This is a genomic window from Aquabacterium sp. (assembly GCF_041915145.1).
GTDB lineage: Bacteria > Pseudomonadota > Gammaproteobacteria > Burkholderiales > Burkholderiaceae_C > Aquabacterium.
Map to the genome: position 1 here is coordinate 1 of NZ_JAYSBZ010000042.1, position 13,235 is coordinate 13,235.

Consider the following 13,235-nt stretch of genomic DNA (forward strand, 5'->3'; position numbering starts at 1 on the left):
CGGATGCGGCGCCCGCGTCGGGAGCGTTGCGTCAGGCCAGCAGGTAGCCGCCGTCCACGTTCAGCGCGGTGCCGGTGGTGTAGCTGGCAGCCGGGCTGACGAGGTAGAGCACGGCGCCGGCCATTTCATCGGGCTGGGCCACGCGGTTCATCGGAACGTGCTCAAGCACATGTTTGAGCACAGCCGGGTTCTGCACCAGCGCTGAGGCGAACTTGGTGTCGGTGGCTCCGGGCAGCAGGGCGTTGACGCGCACCTTCATCGGCGCGCATTCCTTGGCGAAGGCATGCGTCATCGAGATCACCGCCGCCTTGGTGATCGAGTAGATGCCTTGCATCGCGCCCGGGATCACGCCGTTGACCGACGCCACGTTCACGATCGCGCCACCGCCGTGCTTGGCCATCAGCTTGGCGCCGTGCGAGCACATGAAGAAGTAGCCGCGGATGTTCACGTCCACCGTCTTCTGGAAGGCGGTGACATCGGTTTCGGTGATGTGGCCGAAGTAGGGGTTGGTGGCGGCGTTGTTGACCAGGATGTCGAGCCGGCCGTGCTTGGCTTCGATGGCCGCGAATGCCGCCTCGATCTGCGCCATCTCGCCGATGTGGCAGGCCAGCGTCTCGGCCGAGCCGCCAGCGTCCTTGATGGCCTGAACCACGCTGTCGCAAGCCTCGGCTTTGCGGCTGGACACGATCACGTGTGCGCCGTAGGCCGCGAGCGTCTTGGCGATGTGCTCGCCGATGCCCCGGCTGGCGCCGGTGACGAGGGCGACCTTGCCGCTGAGGTCGAACAGGTTGACGGGGGTGCTCATGGGTTGTCTCGCTTGGGTTTATTGGATGGATGAAATCAGCGGTAGGTGAGGGTGCTGGGGTCGCGGGTGATGTCGAGGTGGGCCACGTCGTTGAAGCCGCCCAGCCGCAATCCGCTGGGGCGCGCCTTGAGCCGGGTGACGCCGGCGTTGTGCAGCGACCAGGCCAGATCGAAGGCGCGCTCGTCGGGCACGCCCATCACGTCTTGCGTGATCGCCATGATCGGGCCGCCCGAGGTGAAGACGGCCACGCTGTCGTGCCCGCGCTCCTGGGTCAGCGCTGCAGCGCGCCGCACCGCCGCGCTGCAGCGCTGCTGGAAGCCTACCCACGACTCGGCGTAGTCGGCGTCGTGCTGGCCGCTCGTCCAGCGGTTGACTGCTTGCATGAACACGCGCTGAAAGGCGTGCTTGGGGTCGATGCCTTGCTCGGCTTGCCCGATCAAGTAGCGCCGCACCGACGCGTGATCGCCCAGGTCGGGGCGGTAAATGCGCAAGATGGCTTCGTGGTCGTATTCGTTGAAGCCGGGGTCGACCAGGGCTTCGTCGGCCAGAGCGGTTTGGCCCAATTCGGCCAGGCACGCGCGAGCGGTTTGCAAGTGGCGCTGCATGGCGCCGACGACCACGCTGGGCGCCGCCACGCCGGTTTGCCGCCACCAGCGCCCGAGCAGCGCGCCCTGGCGCTCGCCCAAGGGCGATAGCTGGTCGTAATTGGCCGCGCCAAAGCTGGCCTGGCCGTGGCGCACGAGGTAGATGGTCGTCACGCGGGGCTCGGTTTCGTCACAGTTTGGATTGCGCGATCAGCTTCTGGCAGCGTTGATCGAGGTAATTGACCAGCGGGCCGAAGGTGGCGAACTGCGGGTTGCGGGCGTGGCCGTCTTTGTAGCGGCGGTAGATCTGCTGCACGATCACGGCCAGGCGGAACAGGCCGTAGATCGCGTAGAAATCGAAGCTCGCCACCGACCAGCCGGTGCGCTCGCCGTAGTAGTCGATCACCTCTTGCCGCGTGAGCATGCCCGGCGCGTTGGTGGGCTGGCGGCGCGTCATCTTGAAGAACTCGTCGTCGTCGGCCTGCACCCAGTAGGCCAGCGAGTTGCCCAGATCCATCAGCGGGTCGCCGATGGTGGCCATCTCCCAGTCGAGCACGCCGATCACCTCGAAGGGGTTGGTCGGGTTGAGCACCACGTTGTCGAAGCGGAAGTCGTTGTGGATGATGCAGTGCGCCACCTCGCGCTCGGGCATCTTGGCGGCCAGCCAGCTCATCACGCTCTCGAAGTCGCTCACGTCGTCGGTCTTGGCGGCTGAGTAGCGCTGGCTCCAGCCTTCGATCTGGCGCTTCACGTAACCCTCGCCCTTGCCCAGGTCGGCCAAGCCTGCGACGGCCGGGTCCACCTTGTGCAGCTCGACGAGCTTGTCGATCACGTTGAGGCACAGCTTGCGCGTGTGCTCGGGCGTGAAGTTCAGCTCCTTGGGCAGGTTCTGGCGCGGGATGATGCCCACCAGCCGGTCCATCACGTAGAAGTCGCTGTCCATCACGGCGGGCTCCTGGCCGGCGTGCTGGTAGTAGGCCAGCACGTCGGGCACCCACGGGTAGACGGGCTTGAGCTTGCTCATCACCTTGGCTTCGCGGCTCATGTCGTGCGCGCTCTTGGCCTTGTGGCCGAAGGGCGGACGGCGCAAGATCAGGTCGCGGTTGGGGTAGCGCAGGCGGTAGGTGAGGTTGGATGCACCACCCGGAAACTGCGTGACCTCGGGCGTGCCTTGCAGACCGCCGATTTGCGATTTGAGGTAAGCGTCGATGCGGGCGATGTCGAGCTCTTCGCCGCCTCGCACCGGGCCGGCCACATCGATGAGGGATTCGTTTGGCGTGCTCATGCGGGGCGATCCTCAGGCAGCGCGCAGCGCGCGTTGTTTTTTGATTTCGAGTTTGCCGATGAGGCCGCGGTGCACTTCGTCGGGGCCGTCGGCGATGCGCAGGATGCGCGCGTAGCCGGCCAGCTCGGTGAGCGGGAAGTCGTTGCTCACGCCCGCGCCGCCGTGGATCTGGATCGCCGCGTCGATCACCTGCTGCGCCATGTTGGGCGCCACCACCTTGATCTGCGAGATCTCGCTCATCGCGCCCTTGACGCCCACTGTGTCCATCATCCAGGCCGCCTTGAGCGTGAGCAAGCGGGCTTGCTCGATGGCCATGCGGGCGTTGGCGATCACGTCGAGGTTGCCGCCCAGGTGAGTGAGCGGTTTGCCGAAGGCCACGCGGCTTTCGGCGCGGGCACAGGCCAGTTGCAGCGCGCGCTCGGCGGCACCGATCACGCGCATGCAGTGGTGGATGCGGCCCGGGCCGAGGCGGCCTTGAGCGATCTCGAAACCCCGCCCGATGCCGGCGATCACGTTGTCGAGCGGCACGCGCACGTTGGTGAAGCTCACCTCGCCGTGGCCGCCGGGCTCGTCGTAAACGCCGAACGCCGGCAGCATGCGCTCGATCTTGACGCCCGGGGTGTCGAGTGGCACCAGCACCATCGAGTGGCGGCGGTGCTTGTCGGCGTTGGGGTCGCTCAGGCCCATGAAGATCAGGATGCGGCAGTTGGGGTGGCCGATGCCGGTGCTCCACCACTTGCGGCCGTTGAGCACCACCTCGTTGCCTTCGACGACGGCGGTGGCTTGCATATTGGTGGCGTCGCTCGAGGCCACGCCCGGTTCGGTCATGCAAAACGCCGAGCGGATCTCGCCGGCGAGCAGTGGCTCCAACCAGCGATCTTGCTGCACCTTGCTGCCGTACATGTGCAGCACTTCCATGTTGCCGGTGTCGGGGGCGTTGCAGTTGAAGATCTCGGGCGCCCAGGGTACGTGGCCTGTGAGCTCGGCCAGCGGGGCGTATTCGGCGTTCTTGAGGCCGGCACCATGGTGCGCGTCGGGCAGAAACAGGTTCCACAAGCCCTCGGCCTTGGCCTTGGCCTTGAGCGATTCGAGCACCGGGGGCAGCTTCCACTTCGTCCAATCACTGGTGCCGCCAAGCGCGGCATGGAATTCAGCCTCGGCGGGCAGCACGTGGGTACGCATGAAATGGCTCATGCGTTCGATGTATTCCTGCGCTTTGGGGGAGTGAGCGAAGTCCATGGAGCAGCCTCTGGGTTTTGGGGATGACCGCAAGCGTAGGCGGCGCCATAGAATCAATCAAATGAATTATTTGAATCAAACAAAATTCATGACATGCATCTGAATCGCGTCGATCTGAATCTCTTCGTGGTGTTCGACACCATCTTCACCGAGGGCTCGCTCACGCAGGCGGCGCTCAAGCTCAGTCTGAGCCAGCCGGCGGTGAGCCACGCGCTGGCGAGGCTGCGCGAGCTGCTGGGCGACTCGCTCTTCGCCCGGCAAGGCAAGCGCATGGTGCCCACGCCGTTCGCGCGCAACCTCATCGGCACCGTGCGGCAGAGCCTGCAACTGCTCGAATCGGGTCTGCAGGGCCCGGCGGAGTTCGACCCCGGCCAGGCGCAGCGCGTGTTCCACCTCGGCATGCGCGACGTGCTCGAGGCCATCGCCCTGCCGCCCCTGGTGGCCCGGTTGCAGCGCGCCGCGCCTGGCGTGGCCTTGCATTGTGTTCGCATCGACCGGCGCGACATGGAAACCGAGCTCGCCTCGGGCGGGCTCGATTTGGCGGTGGACGTGGCCCTGCCAATGGGCTCGGATGTGCGCCATCGCCCGCTGATGAACGACCAGCTGGTGGTGGTCGCGCGGGGTGGGCACCCGGCTTTTTCCGCGTCGCTCGAGCAGGGTCTGACCATGTCAACGTACCTGGCGCAGTCGCACGTGCTGGTGTCGTCTCGCCGCACCGGGCCGGGGCTGGAAGACTTCGAGCTCAACCGCATGGGCTTGCGTCGCCGCATCGGCTTGCGCTGCCAGCACTACTTCGCGGCCTGCCGCGTGGTGAGCGAAACCGACATGATCCTGACCATGCCCGAGCACTACGCGCGCATCGCCAACGAGCCCTTCGGCAACCAGCTGCACGCCTTTCCGCTGTCCACGCCCAGCCTCGATGTGCATCTCTACTGGCACGCCAGCGGCGAGCACGACCCCGCCAATGCGTGGCTTCGCGGGCAACTCGACGAGGTGTTTGCCGAACTCTTGGGCGAGGTCGGGTCGTCTGGTTCGACCAAGAATTGATCTGGCTGCCGCGTCTGGCGCCAATTTCTGACACACTTACGTTATGTATTCACCTATACAGCGAATGCCGACCGGGCAGCAACGCCAGGTCATCGTGACATGCCTTGAAAGGAGCACAACGTGATCAAGAAATCAAGCTGCGGGCCGCGAGTCGGGCTTCGCATATTGGCGGGAGCATTGGCCTGTGGAGCATGGCTGAGCGCCTGGGCTGACGAAGTGCAAGTGGCTGTGGCCGCCAACTTCGCCGCGCCGATGCAAAAGCTGGCCGCCGAATTCGAAAAGACCAGCGGGCACAAGGTGATGCTGGTTTCTGGCTCAACGGGCAAGTTCTACGCGCAGATCAAGAACGGCGCGCCGTTTGAAGTGTTATTGGCCGCCGACGACGAAACGCCCGCCAAGCTGGTGGCCGAGGGCGCAGCGCAGCCGGGCACGCAGTTCACCTATGCCATCGGCAAGCTGGTGCTGTGGTCGGCACAGCCCGGCCTGGTGGACGAGCAAGGCGCCGTGCTCAAGCGTGCCGATCTGCATCACCTGGCCATCGCCAACCCCAAGCTGGCACCGTACGGCGCGGCTGGTGTCGAAGCGCTCAAGAAGTTGGGGCTGCTCGATGCCTGGCAGGCTCGTTTCGTGCAGGGCGAGAACATCTCTCAGACCTATCAGTTCGTGGCTTCCGGCAACGCCGAGCTGGGCTTCGTGGCGCTGTCGCAAGTTTGGCGAGACGGCAAAATCACTGCCGGCTCGGCGTGGGTGGTGCCAACGGCCAATTACGAGCCGATCCGGCAAGATGCCGTGCTGCTCAACCCCGGCGCGGGCCGGCCCGCCGCCCAGGCCTTGCTCAAGTTCCTGAAAGGCGACGCGGCCAAGGCGGTGATCCTGTCCTACGGTTACGCACTATGAGATGTTCCAACTGAACCCTGACGACGGCGCGGCCGTCTGGCTGACGGTCAAGCTGGCTGTTACTGTGACGGCGCTGCTGCTGCTCATCGGCACCCCGCTGGCCTGGTGGCTGGCCGGCACGCGGTCGCGTCTCAAGCCGGTGATTGCAGCCGTGGTGGCCTTGCCGTTGGTGCTGCCACCCTCGGTGCTGGGTTTCTATCTGCTGGTGGCCATGGGGCCGCATGGCCCGGTGGGGCACTTCACCCAGGCGCTGGGGTGGGGCGTACTGGCATTCACCTTTCCGGGCCTGGTGATGGCGTCGGTGCTGTATTCGATGCCGTTCGTGGTGCAGCCGATCCAGCATGCCTTCGAGGCCATCGGCGCGCGCCCGCTGGAGGCTGCGGCCACCTTGCGAGCCGGCCCGCTCGATCGCTTCTTCACCGTTGCGCTGCCGCTGGCGCGCCCGGGCATCGTCACCGCAGCCATTCTCGGGTTCGCGCACACGCTGGGCGAGTTCGGCGTGGTGCTGATGATCGGCGGCAACATCCCCGATCGCACCCGGGTGCTGTCGGTGCAGATCTACGACCACGTCGAGGCGCTCGAATTCGCCCAGGCTCACACGCTGGCGGCTGGTCTGCTGGTGGTGTCTTTCGTGGTGTTGTTGAGCCTGCATGGGCTGAAGGCTTGGCGGGGGGGCACGCCATGAGTGCTGCACGTCTGAGCCGGGCCGAGCACGAGCCGAGCGCCATCGAGGCGAGCTTTCGCGTGTTGCGCGGGCGCTTCGTGCTCGATGTGGATCTGCGCTTGCCGGGGCGAGGCGTGACAGCCTTGTTTGGCCCCTCGGGGTGTGGCAAGACCAGCGTCCTGCGCATCCTGGCGGGGCTGGATCGCGTGCCGGGCGCCCGGGTGGTGGTTAGCCAGCAGACCTGGCAAGACGACGCGCAGGGGGTGTTCGTGCCGCCGCATCGGCGCCCCGTTGGCTACGTGTTCCAGGAGGCCAGCCTGTTCGAGCATCTCGACGTCGAGCGCAACCTGGCGTTCGGCATGCGTCGCGTGCCGCCCGGGCAGCGCCGGGTGGCCTGGAGTCAGGCCGTCGAGTTGCTCGGCATCGAGCACCTGCTCCCGCGCAACCCGGCGACCTTGTCGGGCGGCGAACGTCAGCGGGTGGCTATTGCCCGCGCCCTGCTCGCCAGCCCGCAGCTCTTGCTGATGGACGAACCGCTGGCCGCGCTCGACCACGCCCGGCGGCGCGAGGTGCTGCCGTACCTCGAGCGGCTGCAGGCCGAGTTGGCGGTGCCCATCGTCTACGTCAGCCACGCGCCCGATGAAGTGGCGCGGCTGGCCGATCACCTCGTGCTGATGGAGCAGGGCAGCGTGCTGGCCAGCGGCCCGCTCGGCGAGCAACTGGCGCGGCTCGATCTGCCCCTGGCCTTGGCGCCTGACGCGGCCGTGGTGATCGACGCGCAAGTCGAGTCCTTCGACCCGGCTTACCACCTGTTGACATTGGGCTTTGCTGGCGCGGCGATGCGCGTGGGGCACGGCGTGCGTCGGGTGGGCGAGCGGGTGCGCGTGCAGGTGCTGGCTCGCGACGTGAGCCTGACGCTGGCGCGGCAGCACGACACCAGCGTGCTCAACCACCTGCCGGCGCGCGTCGAGGCGCTCGGCGCGGCCGACTCGCCAGCCCACGTGCTGGTGCGCTTGAGCGTGGGGGGTGGCGAGGTGGGCAGTGGCGGCGTGCCGCTGTTGGCCCGCATCACCCGCTTGTCGGCCGATCAGCTCGGTCTGGCCGCCGGCTCGGCCGTTTGGGCGCAGATCAAGGCGGTCGCGCTGCTGGCTTGACGCGCCTCGTGCGATGCCGTTGCCGCGCCCGTTCAGCGCGGCAGACGGGCCAGCAGGCGGTTCAGGTTGGCGAGCGACAGGAGATGCGCTTCGATCCAGGGCACCAGACCTTGGCGGAACAGCTCCACCACCTGGCTGTCTTCCAGGGCGCGGTATTTGGCCTCGTCCACCACCCACAAGCCTTGCAGGGTCTGCTGGTGGCCATCGCGCTCGGCGGTCACCACTTTCGACACCAGCAGTCCCAGCTCGTTCAGCCGGTTGGCGAACAGTGCCGTGCGCTGCACTTCGTTGTTGAACAAGCTCAGGAATTCCAGCATGTTCTTCAGGTAGGCCGTTTCGGCGCCCGCGGCGTCGAACAGGGGCTCGCCTTGGCCTTCACTCAAACCCGGGTAGGCCTCGTCGATGCACACCGTCAGGCGGTCGCTGCCTTCTTCGGTGGACAGCACGAACGGGTAGCGGCGCACGAAGGCCGGCACGTAGGTCTGGGCAGCCCAGCGACCGGCTTCGTCGATCAGCAGGTTTTCGTTGTCTCGCAAGCCCACCAAGGCCACGGCATTGAATTGGCCACGCTCGTCGTGCACGAACAGCAGCGGGTAGTCGCGCGCTGCCTCGGTGAATTCAGTGCCGGTGATGGGCAGGGCGTTCGTCTTCGCTGCGAAAGCGCTGTGGTTGGGGGCGATCGCCAGCTTGAATCGGGCGTGGCGTTCGCGGTTGAGCGCCACCGGGCGCTCGTAAAACATCGTCCCAGCCATGGGCAGTCCTTCATGTTGATTGATCCGGGCGGCGGATTATGTGCGCCGATGATGACAGTTGTCACAGCAGCGAAGCCCACCTGAATCGCCGTATCTTGCTATCCTGCCGAGTCCCGCGCGCAGAGTGCTGCGCCAGACTCCGTTCACTGATTTCCCTCGCCAACGAAGGCCCGTTTCATGACCCAGCCCGACGCGTCAGGCAGCTCGCCCGACGGCTCCACCATATTGCCCAGCGGACTCGTTGCCGAGTTCGTTCGTACCTATCTGGCCGAGCGCCGCTCAGAGCGTCGCCGCCGCTGGGTCTGGCGCGTCATCTGGATCCTGGTTGTGCTTTTTGCCTTGGTGGGCGGGTGGGACTATCGTCACGGCGAGCCGCACACCAGCGCGCCGCACACGGCCTTGATCGACATCCGCGGCGAAATCTCCGATGAATCCCCCGCCAATGCCGACAGCCTCATGACCGCGCTGCGCGATGCCTTTGAAGACGACGGCGCCCGCGCCATCGTGCTGCGCATCAACTCGCCAGGCGGCAGCCCAGTGCAGGCCGGCTTGCTCAACGATGAAATCCGTCGCCTCAAGGCGCTGCACGAGAAGAAGGTCTACGCTGTCTGCGAAGAGATGTGTGCATCGGCTGCGTACTACATCGCGGTGGCAGCCGACCAGATCTACGTCGACAAGGCGTCCGTCGTCGGCTCAATCGGGGTGCTGATGGACGGCTTCGGCTTCACCGGCACGATGGAAAAGCTCGGCGTCGAGCGCCGCCTGATCACGGCGGGCAGCAACAAGGGGCTGCTCGATCCGTTCTCGCCGCTGAGCGATAAGCACAAGGCCTATGCCCAGGCCATGATCGATCAGATCCACCAGCAATTCATCGCTGTGGTGCGCGAAGGGCGAGGCAAGCGTCTCAAGGAAGGGCAGGACACATTTTCCGGGCTGTTCTGGAACGGGCAACAGGCAGTGGGTTTGGGTCTGGCCGACCAACTTGGCAGCCTCGACCAAGTCGCGCGCGATGTCGTGAAGGCAGAGGACATCATCGACTACACGCCCAAGGACAACGTGGCCGAGCGGCTGGCCAAGCGATTTGGCGCCTCGGTTGGCGCAGGCGCGGTACGAGCCATGCGCTCCAGCGTGACACTGCATTGAGCTTGCGCGTCGCGCGCCGCCTCTACCTGTCGGGGCAGGTTCTCCGCGCTTTCATGGGATGGCGGTTGGCGGCGACTCCGCCCATGATCTGTGCATCTGCAGCGTTGGCGACCCGATGGCGCCCTAGCAACAAATGGCTTGCGGCCGCTTGAGATGCGTGAAGTATTCCCAGCACTGAAATATGGGGTTTCCCATATGGCTGGGGCTGGTCACAATCTGGTGCTACAAGGTGTGACAGAATTTTCTGACGGGTTTGATTCTGATTGGTGCGCCCCGGTTGCATCCAATTCGGCGCGACGAAATAGTCGAGAGGGTTTAGTGGCCGACATATGCGGGCCCGACAAATCTGTCCGGTAATCGTTTCTTTGTGCTGTTCAATCGCTTTGTGCAGGGCTGCAACCGAATCAGGGCTGAGCATTTCATTGCATATCCATCGTATTGGGAGATACCCATGAAGTCAGGTTTTATGGTTTGGTTGAGTAAGACTGTCCGGTGGGGTTTGCTCCCTGCCTTGGTCATGGTTCTGGCTGCTTGCAGCAGCACAAAATATCCGGCCGCCCCGGCCAAGGCGAATACACCTGATCATCTATACAAAATCGGCGCACTCGACACCGTAAATATCGTGGTGTGGCGCAACCCCGAGTTGTCCACCACCGTTTCGGTCCGACCTGACGGACGGATTTCGCTGCCGCTCGTCGAAGACGTTCAGGCCGCTGATCGCTATCCCGCCGATTTGGCCCGGGACATCGAAAAGGCGCTGTCCAAATTCATTCGCGATCCGGTCGTGACCGTGGTGATCACCGGCTTCCAGGGCGCGTCGACCGAGCAGATTCGCATCGTGGGTGAAGCGGCCAAGCCTCAGTCGGTGCCCTATCGCAAGAACATGACCGTTCTTGACGTCATGATCCAGGCGGGTGGACTGACCGACTATGCCGACGGTAACGGTGCCGTTCTGGTGCGCGGTGCCGACGGTGGCGCGCAATACAGTTTGCGCCTGAAAGATCTGCTCAAGCGCGGTGATATTTCTGCAAACGTCGAAGTCAAGCCTGGCGACATCATCATCGTGCCGCAAAGCTGGTTTTAAGCTGCCCAGCTTTTAGCCAATATCCACGTATAGCAACGCACCGGCATGGATCAAATAGTCGCCAAGATTCTGCAAATCGCCCACGGCATGTGGTTGCGGCGCTGGGTGGGGCTTGCCGTGGCCTGGCCCGTGGCGCTGATTTGCGGTATCGCGGTCATGTTCGTGCCCGAGCGCTATGAGGCGACGGCGCAGGTTTACGTCGATACCCAGACCGTCCTCAAGCCCCTGATGCAAGGGCTGGCCTTCCAGCCCGACATCGATCAGCAGGTCAGCATGCTGGCCAAGACGCTGATTTCGCGTCCCAACGTCGAGCACCTGCTCGACTCCAAGACCATCGGGCTCACGCATCCCGCCACGTCGCGCGACCGCGAACGCTCGCTGGATTCGCTGATGCTTGCCATCAAGGTCACGCCGGCTGGCAAGAACCTGTATGCCATCAGTTACCGCGATACCGACCGCATGCGCGCCCAGCGCCTGGTGCAGGAGCTGGTGGCGCTGTTCGTCGATTCGGGAGTGAGCGACAAACGACGAGACTCCGAAGATGCGCGCCGGTTCATCGACGATCAGATTCGTTCGTACGAGGTCAAGCTTACCGAGTCTGAAAACCGGCTGAAGGAATTCAAGCTGCGCAATTTCGGTTTGACCGGCACCTCGAATCAGGACTACTTCGCGCGTGTTTCGACCTTGTCCGACGAGGTCAGCAAACTGCGTGTCGATCTCGGTGCGGCCGAGCGTGCGCGCGATGCACTCAAGCGCGAGCTGTCGGCCGAAGACCCGCAATTGCCGTTTGACACGGGCGTTCCCGGTGGAGTCGCCGTGCAATCGGATATCGATCTGCGTATCGAAGCCCAGAAGAAGCAGCTTGACGAGTTGCTGCGCCGCTACACCGACGAGCACCCCGACGTCCTCGGCACGCGCCGCATGATCGCCACGCTGGAGCGCCAGAAGAAGCAGGAGCAGGACGCGGCGACTCGTTCGGGCGTGCGCTCGCGTGGCAGCGCGGCCACCAGCCCGGTCTATCAGCGAATCCGCATCGCCTTGGCCGAGGCAGAGGCCAACGTCGCGTCTTTGCGTTCGCAGTTGGGCGAGCAGCAGGCTCGCCTCGACCAAACGCGAGCCATGGCGGGCAAGGTGCCGCAGGCGGAGGCCGAGTTGGCGCAGCTCAACCGCGATTACGACATCCTGCGCAAGAACTACGATCAACTAGTAACACGCCGTGAATCAGCCGCGCTGGGCGAGCGACTCGACCAATCGGCGCAACTGGCTGATTTCCGCTTGGTCGAGCCGCCGCGCGTCGGGCAGAAGGCAGTGTTTCCGAATCGGCAGGTTCTGGCTGCGCTGACGCTGTTGGTTTCGTTGGGGGTGGGGGTTGCCGTCACGTTCGCGTTGACTCGGGTCTTCCCAACCTTCAGTTCGGTCAAGGACCTGCGCGAGGTGTCCGGACGTCCGGTCTTGGGCTCGGTATCGATGTTCGTCAGCCCCGCGATGCACGTTCGCGAGCGGCGCGACGTGATGAAATTCGTTGGCGTCGGGCTGATGTTGGTCGCGTTGCATGTGGTCTGGGTGGGGTGGATCACATTGCAGTCGCGGGTGTAAGGAAGGCTCGATGAACCTCATTGAACAAGCTGCCAAACGCATCGAGGAGCTGCGTCGAGCTGGTGTGGATGTTCCTTGGGCAGCGGCAGGCTTCAAGGAGGGGGAAACTCTCCCCGAAGCAGTGGTGTGCGAGCCTTCGGCTCCGCGCGCGCCGGATACCAGCGTGGCGAAGGTCATTGCCGATGCGGTTCAGCAGCCCGGCGTGGCCGAGTCGACTGAGCCGGATCATCTCACCTCGCTCGACAAGCCCATTCGGCGATCCAGGGTGATCGATCTCGATCTGCGACGCCTGAGCGAGGCCGGCTATCTGGTGCCTGGCCAGGAGCGGTCGCAACTCGAAGAAGAATTTCGCATCATCAAGCGACCGCTCATCAAGAACGCCATGGGCGATACCGCAGCGCAGCTCGACCGCGCCAACCTCATCATGGTGACGAGCGCCTTGCCGGGCGAAGGCAAGACGTATACAGCGATCAATTTGGCCATGAGCATGGCTCTCGAGCTCGATCACACGGTGCTGCTGGTTGATGCCGATGTGGTGCACCCCAGCGTCCTCGATCGGTTGGGCCTGCCTCCAGCCAAGGGGTTGATGGATCTGCTGACCGACCCGGGTCTCGATCTGTCCGACGTGCTGCTGCGCACCAACATCCCCAAGCTCGTGGTGTTGCCCGCCGGCACGCCCAGCTCGCGCTCGACGGAGCTGCTGGCCAGCGGCGTGATGGAAGAATTACTCGACGAGCTGGCCCAGTCGTACGATGACCGCATCGTGATCTTCGACACGCCACCGCTACTGCCCTCGACCGAATCGCGCGTGCTGGCCACGCACATGGGGCAGGTGGCGGTGGTGGTTGAGGCCGACCAGACCACGCAGGGCACCGTGACCCAGGCTTTCGCCACGCTCGAGACGTGCCCGGTCGTGATGGCGGTGTTGAACAAGAGCCGAGGTTTGACAGCCAGTTCGAAATACGGGTATTACGCCGTCTGAGGC

13 protein-coding genes are annotated in these 13,235 nt (G+C 64.7%); 8 read left to right on the plus strand and 5 right to left on the minus strand.

What is annotated here, in order from left to right:
• Positions 1 to 31 precede the first annotated feature (31 nt).
• From ACE3SS_RS09325 to ACE3SS_RS09340, 4 genes are read right to left on the minus strand one after another with little or no spacing between them, the layout of a single operon-like run.
• On the minus strand, positions 32 to 805 hold the full coding sequence (locus tag ACE3SS_RS09325) for an SDR family oxidoreductase (RefSeq protein ID WP_374593204.1): 774 nt from the start codon (positions 803 to 805) through the stop codon (positions 32 to 34).
• 35 nt (positions 806 to 840) lie between these two features.
• On the minus strand, positions 841 to 1,563 hold the full coding sequence (locus ACE3SS_RS09330) for a histidine phosphatase family protein (RefSeq protein WP_374593206.1): 723 nt from the start codon (positions 1,561 to 1,563) through the stop codon (positions 841 to 843).
• Between the two features lie 16 nt (positions 1,564 to 1,579).
• On the minus strand, positions 1,580 to 2,674 hold the full coding sequence (locus ACE3SS_RS09335; RefSeq protein ID WP_374593208.1) for a phosphotransferase family protein: 1,095 nt from the start codon (positions 2,672 to 2,674) through the stop codon (positions 1,580 to 1,582).
• A 12-nt stretch (positions 2,675 to 2,686) separates the two neighbouring features.
• Positions 2,687 to 3,913 (minus strand): acyl-CoA dehydrogenase family protein, encoded by a 1,227-nt coding sequence (locus ACE3SS_RS09340; RefSeq protein ID WP_374593210.1) that lies wholly within the window; start codon positions 3,911 to 3,913, stop codon positions 2,687 to 2,689.
• 93 nt (positions 3,914 to 4,006) lie between these two features.
• Between ACE3SS_RS09340 and ACE3SS_RS09345 the strand changes: the two genes are divergently transcribed.
• The 4 genes from ACE3SS_RS09345 (at position 4,007) to modC (ending at position 7,675) form a co-directional block, all read left to right on the plus strand.
• Positions 4,007 to 4,960: a LysR family transcriptional regulator gene (locus ACE3SS_RS09345; protein WP_374593212.1), complete on the plus strand. Its 954-nt coding sequence runs from the start codon at positions 4,007 to 4,009 to the stop codon at positions 4,958 to 4,960.
• Positions 4,961 to 5,122: 162 nt separating this feature from the next.
• A complete protein-coding gene (modA, locus tag ACE3SS_RS09350) occupies positions 5,123 to 5,857 on the plus strand; it encodes a molybdate ABC transporter substrate-binding protein (protein WP_374593254.1) in 735 nt (244 codons plus the stop codon).
• Position 5,858: 1 nt separating this feature from the next.
• Positions 5,859 to 6,542, plus strand: a complete 684-nt coding sequence (modB, locus tag ACE3SS_RS09355; protein ID WP_374593214.1) for a molybdate ABC transporter permease subunit — start codon at positions 5,859 to 5,861, stop codon at positions 6,540 to 6,542.
• Positions 6,539 to 7,675: a molybdenum ABC transporter ATP-binding protein gene (modC, locus tag ACE3SS_RS09360; protein ID WP_374593216.1), complete on the plus strand. Its 1,137-nt coding sequence runs from the start codon at positions 6,539 to 6,541 to the stop codon at positions 7,673 to 7,675. The genes modB and modC overlap by 4 nt, the downstream gene beginning before the upstream one ends.
• A 32-nt stretch (positions 7,676 to 7,707) precedes the next feature.
• On the opposite strand, the gene ACE3SS_RS09365 is transcribed toward modC, so the two are convergent.
• Positions 7,708 to 8,427 carry a SapC family protein gene (locus ACE3SS_RS09365; RefSeq protein WP_374593218.1) on the minus strand — a complete coding sequence of 240 codons (720 nt, stop codon included), beginning with the start codon at positions 8,425 to 8,427 and terminating at the stop codon, positions 7,708 to 7,710.
• A 177-nt stretch (positions 8,428 to 8,604) separates the two neighbouring features.
• Here ACE3SS_RS09365 and ACE3SS_RS09370 point away from each other — a divergent pair, with 177 nt between their 5' ends.
• The 4 genes from ACE3SS_RS09370 to ACE3SS_RS09385 all read left to right on the plus strand — a co-directional run bounded on the left by ACE3SS_RS09370 (position 8,605) and on the right by ACE3SS_RS09385 (position 13,232).
• Positions 8,605 to 9,570 (plus strand): S49 family peptidase, encoded by a 966-nt coding sequence (locus ACE3SS_RS09370; RefSeq protein ID WP_374593220.1) that lies wholly within the window; start codon positions 8,605 to 8,607, stop codon positions 9,568 to 9,570.
• A 451-nt stretch (positions 9,571 to 10,021) separates the two neighbouring features.
• Positions 10,022 to 10,654 (plus strand): XrtA/PEP-CTERM system exopolysaccharide export protein, encoded by a 633-nt coding sequence (locus ACE3SS_RS09375; protein ID WP_374593222.1) that lies wholly within the window; start codon positions 10,022 to 10,024, stop codon positions 10,652 to 10,654.
• A 45-nt stretch (positions 10,655 to 10,699) separates the two neighbouring features.
• Positions 10,700 to 12,250, plus strand: a complete 1,551-nt coding sequence (locus tag ACE3SS_RS09380; protein WP_374593224.1) for an XrtA system polysaccharide chain length determinant — start codon at positions 10,700 to 10,702, stop codon at positions 12,248 to 12,250.
• 10 nt (positions 12,251 to 12,260) lie between these two features.
• Positions 12,261 to 13,232: an XrtA-associated tyrosine autokinase gene (locus tag ACE3SS_RS09385; RefSeq protein ID WP_374593226.1), complete on the plus strand. Its 972-nt coding sequence runs from the start codon at positions 12,261 to 12,263 to the stop codon at positions 13,230 to 13,232.
• Positions 13,233 to 13,235: the final 3 nt, after the last annotated feature.

Bases quoted from the DNA above. Each gene is read 5' to 3' on its own strand.
- ACE3SS_RS09335 (WP_374593208.1), bottom strand. From the start codon at position 2,674: ATGAGCACGCCAAACGAATCCCTCATCGATGTGGCCGGCCCGGTGCGA.
- ACE3SS_RS09325 (WP_374593204.1), bottom strand. From the start codon at position 805: ATGAGCACCCCCGTCAACCTGTTCGACCTCAGCGGCAAGGTCGCCCTC.
- ACE3SS_RS09345 (WP_374593212.1), top strand. From the start codon at position 4,007: ATGCATCTGAATCGCGTCGATCTGAATCTCTTCGTGGTGTTCGACACC.
- ACE3SS_RS09365 (WP_374593218.1), bottom strand. From the start codon at position 8,427: ATGGCTGGGACGATGTTTTACGAGCGCCCGGTGGCGCTCAACCGCGAA.
- ACE3SS_RS09385 (WP_374593226.1), top strand. From the start codon at position 12,261: ATGAACCTCATTGAACAAGCTGCCAAACGCATCGAGGAGCTGCGTCGA.
- modB (WP_374593214.1), top strand. From the start codon at position 5,859: ATGTTCCAACTGAACCCTGACGACGGCGCGGCCGTCTGGCTGACGGTC.
- ACE3SS_RS09380 (WP_374593224.1), top strand. From the start codon at position 10,700: ATGGATCAAATAGTCGCCAAGATTCTGCAAATCGCCCACGGCATGTGG.
- ACE3SS_RS09370 (WP_374593220.1), top strand. From the start codon at position 8,605: ATGACCCAGCCCGACGCGTCAGGCAGCTCGCCCGACGGCTCCACCATA.
- ACE3SS_RS09340 (WP_374593210.1), bottom strand. From the start codon at position 3,913: ATGGACTTCGCTCACTCCCCCAAAGCGCAGGAATACATCGAACGCATG.
- modC (WP_374593216.1), top strand. From the start codon at position 6,539: ATGAGTGCTGCACGTCTGAGCCGGGCCGAGCACGAGCCGAGCGCCATC.
- ACE3SS_RS09375 (WP_374593222.1), top strand. From the start codon at position 10,022: ATGAAGTCAGGTTTTATGGTTTGGTTGAGTAAGACTGTCCGGTGGGGT.